Source organism: Variovorax sp. ISS6 (assembly GCF_056523145.1).
In genome coordinates this window covers 6022347-6040492 of the sequence record NZ_JAWRZC010000001.1, presented here as the reverse complement: position 1 = coordinate 6040492, position 18146 = coordinate 6022347, and the positions used below count along the sequence as shown (strand labels likewise).

The 18146-nt window shown below is 72.3% G+C and carries 17 protein-coding genes; 6 read left to right on the top strand and 11 right to left on the bottom strand.

Annotation, left to right across the window (positions count from 1 at the left end):
- Nucleotides 1-2: 2 nt before the first annotated feature.
- Nucleotides 3-1577, bottom strand: coding sequence for an ATP-binding protein (locus tag AC1HIL_RS27815; protein ID WP_261215747.1), 1575 nt, complete (start codon nucleotides 1575-1577; stop codon nucleotides 3-5).
- 167 nt (nucleotides 1578-1744) lie between these two features.
- On the opposite strand from AC1HIL_RS27815, the gene AC1HIL_RS27810 reads away from it, so the two are divergent.
- Together AC1HIL_RS27810 and AC1HIL_RS27805 are read left to right on the top strand one after the other, a co-directional pair.
- A complete protein-coding gene (locus AC1HIL_RS27810) occupies nucleotides 1745-1897 on the top strand; it encodes a hypothetical protein (protein ID WP_479670527.1) in 153 nt (50 codons plus the stop codon).
- Nucleotides 1894-2205 carry a hypothetical protein gene (locus AC1HIL_RS27805; RefSeq protein ID WP_057595278.1) on the top strand — a complete coding sequence of 104 codons (312 nt, stop codon included), beginning with the start codon at nucleotides 1894-1896 and terminating at the stop codon, nucleotides 2203-2205. The genes AC1HIL_RS27810 and AC1HIL_RS27805 overlap by 4 nt, the downstream gene beginning before the upstream one ends.
- A gap of 3 nt (nucleotides 2206-2208) precedes the next feature.
- On the opposite strand, the gene AC1HIL_RS27800 is transcribed toward AC1HIL_RS27805, so the two are convergent.
- From AC1HIL_RS27800 to AC1HIL_RS27790, 3 genes are all read right to left on the bottom strand, one after another.
- On the bottom strand, nucleotides 2209-2892 hold the full coding sequence (locus AC1HIL_RS27800; RefSeq protein WP_057595277.1) for a response regulator: 684 nt from the start codon (nucleotides 2890-2892) through the stop codon (nucleotides 2209-2211).
- 5 nt (nucleotides 2893-2897) lie between these two features.
- Nucleotides 2898-5297, bottom strand: a complete 2400-nt coding sequence (gene bamA / locus AC1HIL_RS27795; RefSeq protein WP_413762704.1) for an outer membrane protein assembly factor BamA — start codon at nucleotides 5295-5297, stop codon at nucleotides 2898-2900.
- Between the two features lie 65 nt (nucleotides 5298-5362).
- On the bottom strand, nucleotides 5363-6034 hold the full coding sequence (locus tag AC1HIL_RS27790; RefSeq protein WP_479670526.1) for a nuclease-related domain-containing protein: 672 nt from the start codon (nucleotides 6032-6034) through the stop codon (nucleotides 5363-5365).
- A gap of 177 nt (nucleotides 6035-6211) precedes the next feature.
- Here AC1HIL_RS27790 and AC1HIL_RS27785 point away from each other — a divergent pair, with 177 nt between their 5' ends.
- The 3 genes from AC1HIL_RS27785 (at nucleotide 6212) to AC1HIL_RS27775 (ending at nucleotide 8293) form a co-directional block, all read left to right on the top strand.
- On the top strand, nucleotides 6212-7369 hold the full coding sequence (locus AC1HIL_RS27785) for a porin (RefSeq protein WP_057595274.1): 1158 nt from the start codon (nucleotides 6212-6214) through the stop codon (nucleotides 7367-7369).
- 74 nt (nucleotides 7370-7443) lie between these two features.
- Nucleotides 7444-7758, top strand: a complete 315-nt coding sequence (locus tag AC1HIL_RS27780) for a hypothetical protein (protein ID WP_057595273.1) — start codon at nucleotides 7444-7446, stop codon at nucleotides 7756-7758.
- Between the two features lie 7 nt (nucleotides 7759-7765).
- Complete coding sequence (locus AC1HIL_RS27775; protein ID WP_261215766.1) at nucleotides 7766-8293, top strand: ATP-binding protein; 528 nt, start codon at nucleotides 7766-7768, stop codon at nucleotides 8291-8293.
- Between the two features lie 3 nt (nucleotides 8294-8296).
- Here the strand turns inward: AC1HIL_RS27775 and AC1HIL_RS27770 are convergent, their stop codons facing one another.
- The 6 genes from AC1HIL_RS27770 to pbpC all read right to left on the bottom strand — a co-directional run bounded on the left by AC1HIL_RS27770 (nucleotide 8297) and on the right by pbpC (nucleotide 16910).
- Entirely contained in the window at nucleotides 8297-10291 is a 1995-nt protein-coding gene (locus tag AC1HIL_RS27770) for a putative bifunctional diguanylate cyclase/phosphodiesterase (RefSeq protein ID WP_422096241.1), read from the bottom strand.
- A 129-nt stretch (nucleotides 10292-10420) separates the two neighbouring features.
- Entirely contained in the window at nucleotides 10421-10816 is a 396-nt protein-coding gene (locus tag AC1HIL_RS27765) for a hypothetical protein (RefSeq protein WP_057595271.1), read from the bottom strand.
- A gap of 182 nt (nucleotides 10817-10998) precedes the next feature.
- Entirely contained in the window at nucleotides 10999-12309 is a 1311-nt protein-coding gene (locus AC1HIL_RS27760) for a CynX/NimT family MFS transporter (protein WP_413762708.1), read from the bottom strand.
- Complete coding sequence (locus tag AC1HIL_RS27755; RefSeq protein ID WP_479670525.1) at nucleotides 12306-13022, bottom strand: FadR/GntR family transcriptional regulator; 717 nt, start codon at nucleotides 13020-13022, stop codon at nucleotides 12306-12308. Before AC1HIL_RS27755 ends, AC1HIL_RS27760 begins: the two co-directional genes overlap by 4 nt.
- A 97-nt stretch (nucleotides 13023-13119) precedes the next feature.
- Nucleotides 13120-14616 carry a TPM domain-containing protein gene (locus AC1HIL_RS27750; RefSeq protein WP_479670524.1) on the bottom strand — a complete coding sequence of 499 codons (1497 nt, stop codon included), beginning with the start codon at nucleotides 14614-14616 and terminating at the stop codon, nucleotides 13120-13122.
- A complete protein-coding gene (gene pbpC / locus AC1HIL_RS27745; RefSeq protein WP_057597771.1) occupies nucleotides 14613-16910 on the bottom strand; it encodes a penicillin-binding protein 1C in 2298 nt (765 codons plus the stop codon). Before pbpC ends, AC1HIL_RS27750 begins: the two co-directional genes overlap by 4 nt.
- Before the next feature lie 340 nt (nucleotides 16911-17250).
- Between pbpC and AC1HIL_RS27740 the strand changes: the two genes are divergently transcribed.
- On the top strand, nucleotides 17251-17472 hold the full coding sequence (locus AC1HIL_RS27740; RefSeq protein ID WP_057597769.1) for a hypothetical protein: 222 nt from the start codon (nucleotides 17251-17253) through the stop codon (nucleotides 17470-17472).
- A gap of 4 nt (nucleotides 17473-17476) precedes the next feature.
- Here AC1HIL_RS27740 and AC1HIL_RS27735 read toward each other — a convergent pair whose 3' ends face one another.
- Nucleotides 17477-18103: a LysE family translocator gene (locus AC1HIL_RS27735; protein ID WP_057597767.1), complete on the bottom strand. Its 627-nt coding sequence runs from the start codon at nucleotides 18101-18103 to the stop codon at nucleotides 17477-17479.
- Nucleotides 18104-18146: the final 43 nt, after the last annotated feature.

The following is an 18146-nucleotide window of genomic DNA, read 5'->3' as shown; positions in this document are numbered from 1 at the left end:
GCTCATGGTGAAGTGGCCAGCGGCAGGGTGAGGGTGACGCGCAGCCCGCCCATCGGCGAGGGCGAGGCGTCGATGGTGCCGCCATGCGCCTCGATGGTGGTGCGGCAGATCGACAGGCCCAGGCCCGAGCCGCCGTGCTCGCGGCTGCGCGAGGTCTCGCCGCGGAACAGGCGGTCGAACAGGCGTGGCAATTCGCTCTCGGGCACGCCCGGTGCGCTGTCGTCGAACAGCAGCGTGAGGCTGTGGCCGGTCCACGGCCCCTCCACCGTGACGTCGATGCGCAGCACGCCGCCGGGGTCGGTGTAGGCCAGCGTGTTCTCGAGCAGGTTCATGAAGACCTGGTGCAGCCGGTGCGCGTCGCCCTCGATCGCCGGCTGCTTGCGTGCCGCGATCAGGTCGATGGCGCGCCGGTCGACCGCGATGCCGCGCTGCGCGAAGCGGTCGCGCGTGTGGTCCAGCGCCTCCTTGAGCAGCGACAGCGGATACACCGTCGTGGTCGGCAGGTCGCTCTGCGGCGCGCGCATGCTGCTGCGCAGGTCGTCCACCAGCTGGCCGAGCCGGATCACCTGGCGGTGCAGCCGCAGCGCCGTGCGTTCGTCGAAGGTGCGCACGCCGTCCTGCAGCGCCTCGATCTCGGCGCGCATCGCGGCCAGCGGCGTGCGCAGCTCGTGCGCGGCATCGGCCAGCCAGGCGCGGCGCGAGGCCTCCACCGTGTCGAGCCGCTGCGCCATGTCGTTGAAGGTCTTGCCCAGCAGCGCGAGCTCGTCCGAGCCCTGCACCACCACGCGCGTCGACAGCCGGCCGCGCGCCACGTCCTGCGCCGCCTGCGTCAGGTCGTCGACCGGCTTGAACCAGCGCCGCGCCAGCAGGTAGGAGAGCGCCAGCGCGAACACCAGGCCCGCGAGGCCCGTGAGCACGATCACGCCCGACTGCCGCGCCAGGAAGGCGCGGTCGGCCTCGCTCTCCAGGCCCTGCAGCGGCGCCAGCGCGAGGTAGCCGATGACGGCCCGGCCGCGCCGTATCGGCAGGCGCGCCGCGTTCTCGGGGTCGATGGTCGCGCCCACCACGCGCGCACCCTGCGCGTCGAGCACCGCGAGCCGCTGGTAGATCGAGTCGGCCATCGCGCGCGGATCGGCGAAGAAGAAGGGCGGCGGCATCGCCGGCGCCGCGCGCCGCGGCAGCAGCTCGAGCTGGCCCGGCGGCATCGGCGGCGGGCCGTTGTCGGCCGAGCCCTCGGGCGGGGCGCCGCGCGTGCGGTACTCGTACCAGGGCGGCAGCCGGCGGTCGTCGGGCGTGCTCGCGTTGTCGAGCACCGTCGCCACGCGGCCCATCTGCAGCCGGTGCCAGGCCTCGTCGTTGTCGCGCAGGCTCTTCCAGTCGCCATTGAGCACGTAGTGCTTGAGCACCAGCTGCGAGAGCCAGTCCATGCGGCGGATCTCGATCTCGGCCACGTAGGCGCCGAGGCCGCGCTGCAGCGCGAGGATCGACAGCCCTGCGAAGCTCAGCAGCAGCACGATCAGCAGCGCGGCGAGCGCGAGGAAGATCTTGCGGGAGAGGGTCAGGCGCAGGCGCGGCATGGTCTCGGGAGGTGAGGGCCGCATTCTGCGACAGGCGACGCGGGTGGCGCGGGCAGGGCGGACGGGAGCGTCATCGGCAAGCCGCCGATCATGACCGCCAAATGTGGAGGAATCTGGGAGGGCCCATCTCCCATTTTTCTCCCGAATCGGCACGCACGATGGCTGCCATGACACCGTGCATCGACCTCCTGTGGCTCGCGCTCCTCGCGCTGTTCGGGCTGTTCGCCCCCGCCTGGATCTTCGCGATCCACTGGGCCGAGGGCCGCGCCACGCGGCCCTGCGTGGTCGGCGGCACGGCCCTCGGGGAGGAGTCGACGTGAGCCTTGCCGCGCCCGCCGAGCGCCGCGGCAAGCGCATGCAGCGCCTGGCGGGCGCGCTGGCCTTCTGCGGCCTCGCGGCCGGCACGGTGGTCGCGGTGCGCGACGAGTGCCCGCCCGAGACCGGCGGGCGCGGCACGGTGCGCCGCACGCCGGTCTCCACGCTCGCGCCGATCATGGAGATCGAGCGCGCGGCACTGCCGCAGCAGGCCCGTCCCCGGCCCGGCCAGCCCTTCGACAGCTACAGTCCCGCCGCGCCGAAGCCGGGCGCGCGCCGCGGCGCGGGGGCCTGCCGCTACCAGGCCCGTTGAAGTTCAGGCCGGCCGCTCCGCGAAGCTGAAGCCCACGCCGTAGATCGAGCGGATCCAGTCGTGCGCGGGCGCCGCGGCCGAGAGCTTGCGGCGCAGGTTCTTGATGTGGCCGTCGACCGCGCGCTCGTTCACCTCGAGCGCCTCGGGGAACGCGGCCTCGAGCAGCGTCGAACGGCTGAACACCCGGCCCGGGTCGCCCGAGAGCGCGCGCAGCAGCAGCAGCTCGCGCCGCGTCAGCGCCAGCGGCCGGCCCTCGAGCCGCGCCCCGCCCCCGGCGTCATCGAAGGCCACGGCCGCCGAGGGCCGCGCCGCGTGCCGGCGCTGCGCATGGCGGCGCAGCACCGTGTTCACGCGCGCCACCACCTCGCGCGGCGAGAAGGGCTTGCAGACGTAGTCGTCGGCCCCGAGGTCGAGCCCGCGCAGCCGGTCGGCCTCGCGCGTGCGCGCCGTCAGCATGATGATCGGATGGTCGCTCAGCGAACGCACGGCCTCCAGCACCCGCAGGCCGTCGATGCGCGGCAGCGCCACCTCGAGCAGCGTGAGCGCGGGCGGCGCCTGCAGGATGCGCTCGAGCGCGGCCGCGCCGTCGCCGATCCGCTCGACCTCGTGGCCGGCCGCGTGCAGCAGGCCGTGCAGCGCGGCGGCGCTGTCGTGGCGCGCGTCTTCCACCAGCAGGATGCGGGCCATGGCGCTCAGAACGCGGTGCCGATCTGGAACTGCAGCCGCTGCGTGCGGTCGGCCGCGATGCCGTTGGCCGTGTCCTCCTTCTGGTAGCGCAGCGGCACCGCATAGGCCAGTCGCAACGGCCCGAGCGGCGAGATCCAGCTGATGCCCAGGCCGGCCGAGGCACGCAACCTGTTCTGCGCCTTCCATTGCGCATCGCTCATGCTGGCCGTGCGGCTCGCGAACACGTTGCCCGCGTCGAGGAAGCTGTACAGCCGCAGCGAGCGGTCGTTGCCCGCGCCCGGGAACGGCGTGCTGAACTCGAGGTTGAAGATCGCCTTGCGCGTGCCGCCCAGCGCGCCTTCGGTCACCGCGTCGCGCGGCCCCAGCGAGTTCTGCTCGAAGCCGCGGATCGAGCCCAGCCCGCCCGCGTAGAAGTTCTTGAAGATCGGAAAGGCCGAGTCGCCGAGCGCGCGCGCATAGCCGAGCTCGCCGTTGAAGGCCAGCGTGTACTGCTTGGACAGCGGGAAGTACTGCTGGTACTGGTAGTTGCTCTTGAGGTAGCGCAGCGCGCCGCCCACGCCGACCTCGAGGTTCGCGCTCTGCAGCCGGCCCCGGGTCGGGATCAGCGCGCTGTCGCGGTCGTCGCGCGACCAGCCCAGCGTGGCCGGAAAGGCCACCACGTTGCGGTTGGCGCAGCTCACGCTCGGCGCCGTGCCGGTGCACTGGAAGTAGTCGAGGTAGGCCTGCGGCGTCGCGGTGTAGACATAGGAGCCGTCGACCAGCGTGTAGCTGCCGTTGCTGCCGGGCGTGAACGCATAGCGCTCCACGCCGATGCCCAGGTAGATCCGGTCGAGTTCGCCGACCGGGATGCCGAAGCGCACCGAGCCGCCGTCGCTCGCGAGCTTGTAGTTGCCGTCGGCCTCGTAGTAGGGGCGGGTGGTGGTGTGGAACAGGTTGAAGGTGCGCGAGATCCCGTCCTTGCTGAAGTAGGGATCGGTGGCGGTCACCGAGATCGTGCGGTTGTAGGAGCTCGTGTTGACCTGCAGGCCCAGGTAGTTCCCCGAGCCGAACACGTTCTCCTGCGTGATGCCGAAGCTCAGCGAGATCTTGTCGGTGGACGAATAGCCGGCGCCGAGCTGCAGCGAGCCCGTGGGCTTCTCGGCCACCGTCACCGCGATGTCGACCTGGTCGGGCGAGCCGGGGATCTCCTGCGTCTCGACGTTCACGTCGGTGAAGAAGCCCAGCCGGTCCACGCGGTCGCGCGAGAGCTTGATCCTGTTGCCGTCGTACCAGGCGCCCTCGTATTGGCGGAACTCGCGGCGGATCACCTCGTCGCGCGTGCGCGCGTTGCCGCCGATGTGGATGCGCCGCACGTAGGCGCGGCGCGCGGGCTCGGCGCGCAGCACCATGGTCACGCGGTGGCGTGCGCGGTCGATCTCGGGCTCGGCCTTCACGCGCGCGAAGGCATAGCCGAAGGTGCCGAAGTAGTCGGTGAAGGCCTTGGTGGTGGCCGCGACCTGCTCGCCGTTGTAGGGCTCGCCGGGCCGGACCGTGACCAGGGTCTTGAATTCATCGTCGCGGCCCAGGTAGTCGCCCGCGAGCTTCACGCCGGCCACCGTGAACTTCTCGCCTTCGGTGATGTTGACGGTGATCGCGAGGTCCTGGCGGTCGGGCGAGATCGCGACCTGGGTGGAGTCGACGCGGAACTCGAGGTAGCCGCGCGTGATGTAGTAGCTCTTGAGGGTCTCGAGGTCGGCGTCGAGCCTGGCGCGCGAGTACTGGTTCGACTTGGTGTACCAGCTGAGCCAGCCGCCGCTGTCCTGGTCGAACAGGTCGAGCAGCGTGCTCTCGCTGAAATCCCTGCCGCCGACGATGCGGACCTCGCGGATGCGCGCGGGCTCGCCCTCGGTCACGCCGAAGCTCAGGTTCACGCGGTTGCGCTCGGTGGGCGTGGCGGTGGTGACGACCTGCGCGTTGTAGAGGCCGCGGCCCAGGTACTGGCGCTTGAGCTCCTGCTCGGCGCGGTCGGCCAGCGCCTTGTCGTAGGGCCGGCCCTCGGCCAGCCCGACCTCGCGCAGCGCCTTCTGCAGCGCCGCCTTGTCGAATTCCTTGGTGCCGGTGAAGTCGACGTCGGCGATGGTCGGGCGTTCCTCGACGATCACCACCAGCACGCGGCCGCTGACGTCGATGCGCACGTCCTTGAACAGGCCCAGCGCGAACAGCGCGCGGATCGCTTCGCTGCCGCGTTCGTCGCTGTAGGTATCGCCGGCGCGCAGGCCGAGGGTCGCGAAGACGGTGCCCGCCTCCACGCGCTGCAGGCCTTCCAGGCGGATGTCCTGCACGGCGAAGGGCTCGGCGGCCCGGGTGGAAGGTGCGATCAGCGCGGCGAGCAGCGCCAGGCCCGCGAGGGACTTCGGAGATTTCATCGGCGCATGGTTTCGTCCAATGTCGGAGAAATTTGGGACGCCGCGCCGAGTTCACTTTCTCTCCTTTATTGCAGTCCGATGGCGTTGGCGGACAGCCAGCCCGGGGCCGCGAGCGAGGGCCGCATGCCGGGGCCGGTGCAGGCGCGGCAGTTGCGCAGGTGCTCCTCCAGGTCGAGGTCGCCCTGGATCTCGAGCAGCCGCTGCACCGTGCGCTCGACCGCCTGCGCGTCGAGCAGCGGATAGCTGCGCGCGGTGCGGCCGTTGTTGCGCACCAGCCGCGCGATATAGGGCAGGTCCTGCTGCGTGATGACGGCCGCGGGCATCACGCCCTCGAGCTCCACGCCCTCGCAGGGCAGCAGCACGAAGTACTGCAGCCGCAGGTCGTCGGGCAGCAGACTGCGCAGCTGCGTGGTCTTGCGCCCGCCCTGCCAGGCCGGGTCCTTCACCTCGCGCGCGCGGTTGCAGCCCTGCAGCCGCAGGAACCAGCGCGGCGGCGCCTGGTCCGACTTCTTGCGGTAGACGAAGGCGTTGCGCCAGGCCTTGATCTCGAACAGGTAGATGCCGGTCTCGCAGACCACCACCGCGTCGATGCGCGCGGTGCGCACCGCGCAGCCCTCGGGCATCGGGATGATCAGGTTGCGAAGAATGCGCAGGTGCTCGAACGCGGGGCGGAATGCGTTGGCGAGCTGTTGCACGCCGAGCGAGGCGGCGAGGTTGCTTTGCAATGCGATGGTCATGGTGGCTCCTTCAGAGCGCGAGCATTGCCTGGCTTTTGGGAGACTTCTGGTAAGGCGAGCGATCGGGGATTGCGCGCAAAAACAACATTCGCCCCCATGCACCAGATTCCTCCGAATTTGGACGGGAGCATCCGTTCCGGCCGCTCGATGAAGAGCGCCGAAACCGGAGAAACCTGAATGAAGAAATCCCTCACGGCCCTGGCCGCGCTGACCGTCACCGGCCTGGCCTGTGCCCAATCGTCCGTCACCCTGTTCGGCGTCGTCGACGCCGGCGTGAGCTACCAGTCGGCCACCTCGCGCAACGCGATCACCGGCATCACCAGCAAGCAGAGCCAATGGAGCCTGGCCAACTCGGGCTACAACTCCAGCCGCATCGGCTTCAGGGGCACCGAGGACCTGGGCGGCGGGCTGGCCGCGAGCTTCTGGCTCGAGGCACCGATCACCAACGACGACGGCGCGACCGGCATCGCCAACTTCAACCGGCGCTCCACCGTGAGCCTCTCGGGCGGCTTCGGCGAAGTGCGGCTGGGCCGCGACTACACGGCCACCTTCTGGAACGACACCGTGTTCGATCCCTTCGGCACCAACGGCTCGGGCACCAACGTGATCAGCACCGTGGGCGGCAGCACGGGCATCGGCAACAGCAACTATGCGCGCGCCAGCAACATGGTCGCGTACTTCCTGCCGCCCAACCTCGGCGGCTTCTACGGCCAGGTGCAGTACAGCCTGAACGAGAACGTGCGCACCAGCGCCACCGACCTCACGGCCGCCACCAGCAGCAGCGCGGGCCGCTACATCGGCGGGCGCTTCGGCTATGCCAACGGGCCGCTCGACGTCGCGCTGGCCGCGGGCCAGAACGTGGCGGTCGACACCACCGCGCTCACGCGCAAGGTGCAGACCGTGAACCTCGGCGCCTCGTACGACTTCGGCCCGGTCAAGCTGTTCGGCGAGCTCTCGAACGTGCAGAACAAGTTCGACACCGGCTTGACCAACACGCACGACAGCTACAAGGGCTACCTGATCGGCGCCACCGTGCCGGTGGGCCCGGGCCTGATCCGCGCCTCGTATTCGGCGGTGCGCTACAACGAGGGCGCCACCGGCCTCTACGGCGAGGATCCGCGCGTCAACAAGCTCGCGCTGGGCTACGTGCACAACCTGTCGAAGCGCACCGCGCTCTACGCCACCGTGGCACGCGTGAGCAACCGCAACGACGCGGCCTACACCGGCAGCCTCACGGCCGCCAGCACCACCGGCTACGGCAGCACGGGCGTGGGCTACACCGGCCTGCCCAAGTCCTCGACCGGCTACGACTTCGGCATCCGCCACGCGTTCTGACGCCGCCGCGCGCCCGCGTGCCTCGCGGCGCGCGGGTCCTGCGCGAATGCAGAAAAAGAAGAGGAGAAGCTTTCATGACCTTGCGTATCAAGCACCTGGCCGGCGCGCTCGCCGTGGCCAGCCTCGGCGGCTGCATCGTGCTGCCGCCGCCCATGCCCTACGGCCCGCCGCCGGCCTTTCGGGGCGAAGGTCCGCCGCCGCCGATGCCCCTGCACATGGCGCTGCCCGGCGCGATGAACACGCGCGCGCTGCCTGCCTGGGACATGTGCGAGGGCGAGCCCGAGGGCGCGCGGCCGGTGCCGCCGGGCCCGCGCGGCGACGCGCTCGCGGGCCGCTGCGAGCGCACGCCCTCGGGCTCGCTCGAATACCGGCCGGGCGCGCCGCGCTGAAACCGGCATGGCCATGCAGACCGGCAACCTCGGCTTCGCCATCGCGAGCGTCATCGGGCTCGGCTTCGCGGGCGTGTTCGGCCTCATGGGCTCGCTGCTGGTCGCGAACCTGCGCGACGGTGCGCGGGCGCGCGAGGCCGCGGCACGCGCGCGCGACGAGGCCCTGCAGCGGTTCGGCCGCAGCGCGGTGCACGACTTGCGCGCGCTGCTCGGCGCGGCGCTGCCGCGCGCCGCCGTCGAACTGCCGTCGCAGGCCGTACCCGTGCTGGCGGTGGAGAGCGAGCTGCGCGAGCTGCTCGCGCAAGTGGCTGCGCAGGCCGCCTCGGCCTCGACGGGCGCCGCGCCGCGCGTGCATGCGCGCATCGAGGGCACGCAGGCGGTGGTGCACTGGCGCGATGTCGGCGCGGCGCCGCTGCGGGCCTGCGAGCGCATCGCGGCCGGCCTGGGCGGGCGGCTCTATGCGGCCTCGCACGCGGGCGGTCCGCTCGGACTCACCTTGCGGCTGCCGCTGCACGGCGGCCCGGCCTCGCGCTGAGGCTCAGCCCGGCAGGCGCCGGGCCCAGGGCACGATCACGTCGAGCGGTCCGGGCCGCGCGAGGTGGTAGCCCTGCATCAGAGGACAGCCGAGCGCATTGAGCGCCTCGAGCTCCTCGACGGTCTCCACGCCCTCGGCCACCACGTCGATGCGCAGCGAATGGCCGAGGCGGATCACCGATTCGACCAGCACGCGGTTGCCCGGCGAGGCGGCCAGCCCGAAGATGAAGCTGCGGTCGATCTTGACCTGCCGCACGTACTTGCTGCGCAGCGAGGCCAGCGAGGAATAGCCGACGCCGAAATCGTCCACCACGATCGCCACGCCCGCGTCGGCCAGCGCATGCAGCCGCGCGCTGGCGGCGAAGGTGTCGAGCGCGATCTCCTCGGTGATCTCGATCTGGATGCGGTGCGGCCCGATGCCGTGGCGCGCGATCTCGCCGAGCACGATGCGGTCGAGCGCGAGCTGCGACATCTCGCGCGGCGACACGTTCATCGCCACCGGCACGGCCTCGAAGCGCGGGTCGGCCGCGGCGAGCTCCTGCAGCCCGACGCAGATCTCGGCCAGGATGTGGCGCAGCAGCGATTCGGCCAGGCCGGTGCTCGCGGCCGCGCGGATCACGTCCTCGGGCGGGATCCAGCCATGGCGCGGATGCTGCCAGCGCAGCAGCGCCTCGAGGCTGTGCAGCCGGCGGCCGCCGTCGGCCAGGATCGGCTGGTACCAGACGCCGATGGCGCGCGAGGCGACCGCGGCGGGCAGGTCGCGCTCCACGTCGCGCCGCGTCACCAGGCGTTCGCGCAGGGCCTCGTCGAAGCGGCGGCAGCGGCTGCGGCCCGCGCGCTTGGCCTCGTGCAGCGCCTCGTCGGCCGAGCTCAGCATGTCGGCGATCGGCACGCCGCGCTCGACGCACAGGCCCACGCTCGCGCTCAGCTTGCCGCCGTACTGCGCGGTGGCCGAGGCGATCGATTCGATCAGCGCCTGCGCCACCTGCTCGGGCGAGGGGCCGCCATCCCCGGCGACGAACAGGGCCGCGAACTCGTCGCCGCCCCAGCGGCCCAGGATGGCGTCGCGACCGGCCAGCTCGCGCTGCAGCCACTGCGCCACGTCCTGCAGCACGCGGTCGCCCATCTTGTGGCCGAAGGCGTCGTTGACGGCCTTGAAGCCGTCGATGCCGAGGATCAGCAGGCCGTGCTCGCGCTCCTTGCCGCCGGCATCGATGCGCAGGCTCGAGGCCTGCGTGAAGCCCTCGCGGTTGAGCAGGCCCGTGAGCGCGTCGTGCGCGACGCGGAAGGCGAGCTGGCGCGTCGATTCGAGTGACAGCGCATGCGACTGCCGCAGGCGCGCGGCCATCGACACGGCCTCGTTCTTGAGCCGGCTGCCTTCGCGAAAGCCGCGTGCGCTCTGCAGCGCCGCGCGCATCAGCGCCGCGAGATAGACCAGCACCATCGCGGCCAGCATCAGGCGGTCGAAGCCGCCGGCCCAGACCAGGCAGCCCATCACGGAAAGCAGGGCCGGCGTGATGAAGCTGACCGGCACCGGCGCGTAGGCGATGCCGTAGGTGACCGAGCCGGCGCAGATGCCGCAGACCACGGTCAGGTAGAACAGGGTCTCGGGCGAGGTGTAGCCCTCGCAGAGGATCGGGATCAGGGCCCAGACCGAGCCCGACAGCAGCGCGAACAGCCAGGCCAGCCGCAGCTCGTGGTCGACCGAGGGATCGGTGCCGTCGGCGTTGGGCGCGGGCACGAAGGGCCGGCGGCAGACGAAGATGCGCGTGACGTTGACGGCCAGCGAGAGCGCGAGCCAGGCCAGGCCGAGCGCGGTCAGCTCCGAGTGGTGGGCCAGCAGCGCCACCGTGAGGCTCAGCACCAGGTTGACCGGGATCGCGGCGAGCACGCTGCGGCGCACCGCCAGCATCTGCTCGGTGCGCACCATGCGCGACAGCGCGAGGCCGTCGGGCGAGCCGGCGGTTTCTTCTTCCTGCGGAGGGGAGGAGGCGTTCATGGAATGGATCGGCGACGCATCATGCACCGGTCCGCCGCATCGCGCAGCGCGGCACGGCCGCCGCGGGCGGCCTGCGCGGTCCCCTCGGGGTCACCGCGCGCGGGAAAGCAAGCGCAACGGCACGCTTTTTCAGCGCACCGTCGACATCACGGTCGCGCGGCACCGCGGCTGGTCGCGCGGTGCGAGCAGGACGCAGTTGTCGAGCGCGCGCTGCTGCATGTCGCTGAGCTTCGGCGGTTCGCCGCGGTAGACCGGCGGGGGCGGCGGCGCGGCATAGCGCTGGCGCTGTTCGTATTCCCAGCGGCTGCGGTCGTCGCGGCTGCGTTCCCAGCGCTCGCGTTCCCAGCGGTCGCGGTCGCGCTGGCGGTCGAAGCGCAGCCGGTCCATGCAGGAGTGGAAGTCCATGCCCGAGCGGCCGCTCGCGCAGTAGCGGCGGTCGGCTTCATAGACGTCCATGTCGCGCTGGGCCAGCGCGGGGGCGGTCTGGATCAGGCCCAGCAAGGCCAGGGCGGCAAGTTTCTTCATGGTGCGCTCGTCGAAGAGAAGCCGTGAGGCGGGTGGATCGGGGCGGTGCCTGCTTGGGGCCGCAGTCTGACCGTCGGCATGGGACGAAGTTTCTCATGCTCCGGACCCATCGCCCTTCGGACGCGCGAGCTTCTTGCTGTAGGCGCGCGCGGACCCGGGTACCGCGTCGCGCCAGCACCACGCTAGCGTGGTACCGTGACCGCGCCCACGTGCAGGGTGCGGCCCGCGCCGATGCCCGCGATCACCAGCGCGACACCGACCGCGACGAACAGCCACGAGGCGGCGCCGAAGCTGCCGGTCCAGCCGTGCAGCAGCCCGGCCAGCAGCGGGCCGAAGGCCGCGATGACGTAGCCCACGCCCTGCGCCATGCCCGACAGGTGCGCCGCCACGTGCGAATCGGGCGAGCGCAGCACGATCATGGTGAGCGCCAGCGCGAAAGTGCCGCCCTGCGCGATGCCCAGCAGTACGGCCCAGACCCACACGCCGCCGAGCGGGGCGAACAGCTGGGCCAGCATGGCGGCCACGGTGAGCAGCGCGAGCGCCACCGCCAGGCCGATCTGGTTGCGCAGCCGGACCGCGAGCGCGGGGACCACGAGGCAGGTCACGACCTGCGTGATGACCGAGACCGAGACCACGTAGCCCGCGACGTCGCTGGCCAGGCCGCGCTCGCGCAGGATCGGCGCGAGCCAGCCCATGACGATGTAGGCCAGCGCGGACTGCAGCCCCATGAAGCAGGTGACCTGCCAGGCCAGCCGGTCGCGCCACAGGCCGCGCACGGTGAAGCCCGATTCGCTGGCGATAGGCTTGCGCGCCAGCGCCTGCGGCGCCCACAGCAGCGTGACCAGCGCGGCCGGCAGCGCCCAGACCGCGAGCGCCGCGGTCCAGCCGCCGCCCAGCGCATGCTCGATCGGTACCGTGAGACCGGCCGCGCTCGCGGCGCCGCCGCACACGGCCATGGTGTAGAGGCCCATCATCAGCGCCGCCTGTCCGGCGAAGTCGCGCTTGACCAGCCCCGACAGCAGCACGTTGGCGACCGCGATGCCGCTGCCGGCGATCGCCGAGGCGAGGAACAGCAGCGGCACGTTGCCGGTGCCGCGCAGCAGCGTGCCGACCAGGATCAGCGCCATGCAGCCCAGCAGCGTGCGCTCGGTGCCGAAGCGCCGGCCGAGGCCGGGCGCGAGCGGCGCGAACAGGCCCAGGCACAGCACGGGCAGGGTGGTCAGCAGGCTGGCGGCGGTGGCCGACAGGCCGGTGGCGCGGACGATCTCGGGCAACACCACCGAGAGGCTGGCGAACACCGGCCGCAGGTTGAAGGCGATCAGTACCACGCTGGCGCCCAGCAGGATGCGGCGGCCGCGGCTCGGTGCCGGGGTGGGCGGCGGCGCGGGCTGGCTGTCGATCTCGGCGTCGATCAGCAGCTGGCCGGCCTCGGCGGCGGGCGCGTGGCGCAGGGTGGCCGTGGCGGCGGAAGGGAAGGTGCTGGTGGCGGTCATGGACGGGACGGCGCGCGCGGGGCGCCGGTGGGGGTGTCGGAGCCGGCGGCGAGGGCCGCGATCATGGGCGTCATGAAGGCGCGCACGGCGGCGTCGGCGCGCTCGGGGTCGCGGCTGGCGATGGCCTCGACCACGGCGCGGTGCGCGGCGTCGTCGGGCTCGGGCAGCAGCGTGCCCATGGTGCTGGCGATCGTGTCCTTGATGTAGCCGCCGATGAAGCGCACCGTCTCGGCGAGCGCGAGGTTGCCCGCGATGTCGACGATGGCCAGGTGGAAGGCGAGGTCGCGCTCGATGAAGGCCTTGCCGCCGTCGTCGGGCGCGGGCGTGCCGCGGCGGTCGAGCAGGGCGTGGAGCTGGCGCAGGTCCTCGGGCGTGTGGCGCAGCGCGGCCAGCCGCGCGGCCTGCACCTCGAGCGCGCAGCGCACCTCGAACTGGTCGAGCAGGCTGGCCAGGCGCAGCTTCTGCAGGCTGGCGCCGGGATCGAAGCCCGAGCGCACATAGGTGCCCGAGCCCTGGCGCACCTCGAGCAGGCCGCGCGAGACCAGCGTCTTGACGGCCTCGCGCACGGTGCCGCGGCTCACGCCGAGCAACTGGGCGAGCTGCGGCTCGATGGGGATGCGCGCGCCGACGGGCCAGCGGCCGGCGGAGATCTCGGCGCGGATGCCGTTGGCGGCGGCTTCGACCAGGGAGGTGCGGGGGGCTTGGGCTAGCATGAGGCGCTAATTCATTGAATCATCGGATGAATTGTGGCCGAGGGTCGGTAGGCCTTGTGGCGGGAGGGGCTTGGGCCGGGGCGTTCCCCCGGGTCCGCTACCAGCTTCCCGAGGCGCCGCCGCCGCTGCTCGAGCCGCCCGAGTCCGACGAGGACGACGACGAATCCGACGACGAGGAGGACGAGGACTCGTACGAAGAGGAGGACGAGGAACTGCTGCTGCCCCATCCGCTGTCGCCGTAGTCGTTGCCGTGCCCGCCGCCCCCGCCGCCGTCGGCCGGGAAGAAGGCCACGAGCAGCGCCACCACCGTGACGGCCGCCAGCACGAGCAGGAACAGCTGCGGCTCGAGCTCGTCGTGCGCCATCCCGACGAACAGGCCCACCAGCACGCACACCACGATCCAGCGCGTGACGAAGCTCCGTACGCCCCTGCCCCAGGCCTTGCGCATGCCGGTCACGATCAGCAGCCCGACCAGCACGGCCGCGCCCAGCGCCAGCATGCCGAGCAGCGACCAGCCCACGCGCTCCCAGCCCAGCTGCTGGCCCACGACCGCCACGCCCGCGATCAGCAGCGCGATGCCGGCGACGACGAGGCGCATGGTGCGCCACAGGCCGCAGCCATAGCCGATGCCGAAGCCCATCGGCACCGGCATCATCCCGAGCGCGATCGCGAACATCGGTTCGCCGAGCGTGGCGGCCGCGGCGACCGGCGCGACCGCGAGCGCGCCGAAGGTCCAGGGCCAGCGCCGCAGCGTCCTGCCGGGCGCGGCCGCGGCAAGGGCCGAGGCGCTTTCCAGCTCGGCCGCGACGCCGGCCTGCGCGCGGCGCGCGCGCTTCGTCGCGCGCCGTGCGTTGCTGCGCGCCTGGCGCGCGCGCCGCCGCGCGAGCTGCTCGGCGTCGGTGCGCAATTCGGCCGCGCTTTTCTTCTGCCGGCTCTGCCAGAGCCCGACCAGCGCCGACCAGCCGATCACGGCGAAGAAGGCCCAGCCCTCGGGCGTGACGTGCCATCCGCGCGGCTCGGGCGGCGTCGATTCGACGGGCTCGCCCGGATCGATCAGCGGCAGCTCCTGGGCCATGGCCATCGGCTCGCCGCGGATCAGCTGCGCGATGCCGTCGACCGCGGCATGGAGGCCGCCATCGAAATCGCCGGCGCGAAAGCGCGGCGTCATCTCCTGGTCGATGATGCGCGCGGCCTGGATGTCGGTGATGCGGCCCTCGAGGCCGCGGCCGACCTCGATGCGCATGCGCCGGTCGCGGATCGCCACCAGCAGCAGCACGCCGTCGTCCTCGTCCTTGCGCCCGAGCTTCCACTGCGCGAACACGCGCGTGGCGTATTGCTCGATGCTGTCCTCGCCGGTGGTCGGCACGATCAGCACCGCGAGCTGGGCCCGGGTCTCGCGCTCGATGTCGGCGATGCGCTCGCGCAGCGCCTCGGCCTGCGCGGCGTCGAGCGTCTTGTTCTGGTCGATCACGCGCGACTTCATCGCCGGCACGGGCACGGGTTTGGCCTGCGCGCCGAATACCGCGGCGAACAGCAGCACCAGACAGAGCCAGAGGTGCAGGCCGGGCCGGAAGTTCGGGGTCGTCGCCTTCATCGCTGGGCGCTCTTCGTCACGACGCCCGCGCCGCGCACCTCGAGCCGGCGCTGGTCCACCACCTTGCCGCCCGCATCGACCAGCTCGATCAGGTGGCGGCCCGGCCAGGGCAGCCACTGCGCGCTGTTGCCGCGCGCGAAGTGCTTGCCGTCGATGCGCCATTGCACGCCGCGGCCTTCCGATTCGAAGCGCACGCGCTGGCGCAGCGGCGGGATGTCGGGATCGAGCGCGATGATCGTGCCGTCGGCCGGCGCGGTGATGCGCGCGATGGCGGCCGTGCCCGCGGCGCCGGGTTCGTTCGCGAGCGCGAACAGCGGCTGCTCCGTGCCCTGCACGAACCATTCGTCGCGCGCGGCCTCGAGCGCATTGCCGTCGGGACCGGGGCCGAAGTCGATGTGCGTGCGCACCAGGCCCGGCGGCGGCGCGGGCGCCCGGCTCGGCTCGCGCGCGTGCAGGAAGCGCATGACCTCGGCCCAGACCGGCGCCGCGCCGCTGGTGCCGCTCACGTCCCACATCGACTCGCCGCTCGCGTTGCCGACCCACACGCCGACCGTGTAGCGCTGCGACCAGCCCACCGCCCAGTTGTCGCGCATGTCCTTGCTGGTGCCGGTCTTCACCGCGCTCCAGAAGCGGGTCGAGAGGATGCTGTCGAGGCCGAAGGTGCGGGTGCGCGCGTTGGGGTCGGACAGGATGTCGCCGACGATGAAGGCGGCGCGCGGGTCGAGCACCGGCGCCGGGGGGCTCTTCGCGGTGGCGGCGGTGGTCTTCCTCGACTTGTCGGGCGCCGCCGGCGCCAGCAGCGTGGTCGTGCCGTAGCGCCCGCCGTTGGCCAGCATGCGGTAGGCATTGGTCAGCGACAGCAGCGTGACCTCGGCGCTGCCGAGCGCGAGGCTGTAGCCGTAGTAGTCGCCGCTCTCGCGCAGCGGCAGGCCGGCCGCGCGCAGCCCGCGCGCGAAGGATTCGGGCGACACCATCACCAGCGTGCGCACGGCCGGCACGTTGAGCGAGGCCGCGAGCGCGGTGCGCGCCGACACCGGGCCCTTGAAGCGGCGGTCGTAGTTCTGCGGGATGTAGAGGCCGCTCGCGGTGTTGATCTGCGCCGACGAGTCCTCGATCAGCGAAGCCGCGGTGAGCCGCCGTTCGGCGATCGCCTGGCCGTAGAGCAGCGGCTTGAGCGTCGAGCCCGGCTGGCGCATCGCGATCACGCCGTCGACCTCGGCCGCCTGGCTCAGCGGCCCCGAGGAACCGACCCAGGCCAGCACCTCGCCGGTGGCGTTGTCGAGCACCACGAGCGCGCCGTCTTCCACGTGCCGGCCGCGCAGCTCGCGCAGATGCCGCTGCAGGGTGCCGAGCGCGAAGCGCTGCAGCGGCGCGCGCAGCGTGGTGCGCACGCTGCCGTCGCCGGTGTCCTTCGCCGCCGCCCTGGCTTCGCCCGGCGGCGTGTCTTCCTGCCCGGGCTCGCGGCCCTCGCGCGCCTGGCGCAGCGCGCGCCGCGCGGCATGCGGCGCGATGCCTTCGCTGGCCTCGAAGGCGCGCCGCTGCACCGCGGCGCTGGTGAACATGTCGAGCGCCTCGCAGTCGGCCTTGCGCTGCGGCTCCATGGTGCGCAGCACCTCGCAGGCGCGCTGCGCCACCAGGGCCGGCCGCGCGTTGGGCGCGCGCACCAGCGCGGCGGCCACGGCGGCCTCGCGCGCGTCGAGGCCGCTCGGCGCCTTGCCGAACAGCGTGCGCGAGAGCGCGTCGATGCCCACGATCTCGCCGCGGAACGGCACGCTGTTGAGGTAGGCCTCGAGGATCTGGTCCTTGCGCCACTGGCGCTCGAGCTGGGTCGCGGCCACGGTCTGGCCGAGCTTCTGCGTCAGGCTGCGGCCGCCGCCGCCGCGCCGCAGGTCCTCGTCGAGCAGGCCCGAGAGCTGCATCGTGATGGTCGAGGCGCCGCGCGTGCGCGTGTTCCAGAGGTTGCCCCAGGCCGCGGCCGAGACCGCGCGCCAGTCGACGCCGCTGTGCTCGTAGAAGCGCCGGTCCTCGCTGAGCACCATCGCCGTGCGCAAGGCCGGCGAGATGTCGGCCAGCGCCGTCCACTGGCCGCGCCGCACGCTGGCGTCGGTGCGCACGCGCTGCAGCAGCTCGCCGTTGCGGTCGAGCACAGCGGTGTCGGACGAGCGGAAGTCGCGCTTCACCTCCTCGAAGCTCGGCACGGCCCATGCGGCCTGCGCCGTCAGCATCAGCGCGGCGAGCGCCAGCGTGAGGCGCGGGAGCGCGGGGGAATGAAACAGGGCGATGGGCGTCGGCATCAGGGCAGGGGTGCGCGCGGGGAATGCGCGGGGCTGGAAAGCGGCAGCCATTCTCGGCCATGCGCATCGGGCTGCCGTCCTGCCGAAAGATGTAGACGGAAGTTCGAACCCGTGCCGCGCGGCATGCGCCTACCCACGGACGCGGGGCGCGCCGCCATACCGAAGGCGGGTGGGTCGTTCACAGTCTGCGGCAGCGGCCACATCCGGTCACAAGACTTCACCGAGGCGCAGCCATCGCGACATCGCGGCCCGACCTGCGTGGCCTTCAATGCGCTACCGCCGCGGCGCCCAGAGGCAAGCCGGTGCGGTGTTCCACAACCATTCCAAGGAGAGATGCATCATGAAGAACAACAGACTCGCCACCCTGGCCGTCGTGCTGTCGGCCTCGGCCGTGCTGGCCGGCTGCGTCGTCGCCCCCGGCTACGACCGTCCGCCGCCGCCGCGCGCCGGCTACGGCGACCGTGACCGCGACGGCGTGCCGAACCGCTACGACCGCGATCGCGACGGCGATGGCGTGCCCAACCGCTACGACCGCCGCCCCGGCGATCCGACGCGCAACTGAGCGATCAGGCCGGCCGGCGCGCCATCAGCGCCCACAGGCCCGCGGCGCTCAGCAATGCGCCGCCGCCGAGGTTGAAGCGGCGCTGCGCGCGCGGCGACGACAGGAGGCGCCGCGCCGAGCCCGCGAACACCGCGTAGAGCGTGGCGTTGAGCGTGGCCATCGCGACGAAGGTCAGCGCCAGCACCCACATCTGCGGCGCGACCGCGGCCTTCTGGCTGATGAACTGCGGCAGGAAGGCCACGAAGAACACGATGCCCTTCGGATTGAGCGCCGTCACCAGGTAGGTGTTGGCGAACAGGCGCCAGCGCGAGGCGGGTGCTTCCGGTGTCGCGATCTCGGCGCTCGACACGCCCGCGCGCAGCAGCTTGATGCCCAGGTACAGCAGGTACAGCCCCCCCACCCATTTCACCGCGTTGAACCAGAAGGCCGAGGCCGCGAGCAGCGTGCCCAGGCCCAGCAGCGACACCACCAGCGCGGTCGAGTCGCCGAGCGCCACCGCGGCCACCAGCGGCACGTTGGCGCGGCGGCCGTGCGACATCGAGTAGCTGATCACCGTGAGGATGGTCGGACCTGGAATGACCAGCAGCACAGCCGAGGCGGCCACGAAGGCGAGCCAGAGTTCGAAAGGCATGAGGGTGTCTCCTGTGGATTGTGGTTGTCTGTCTGTCTGTTGA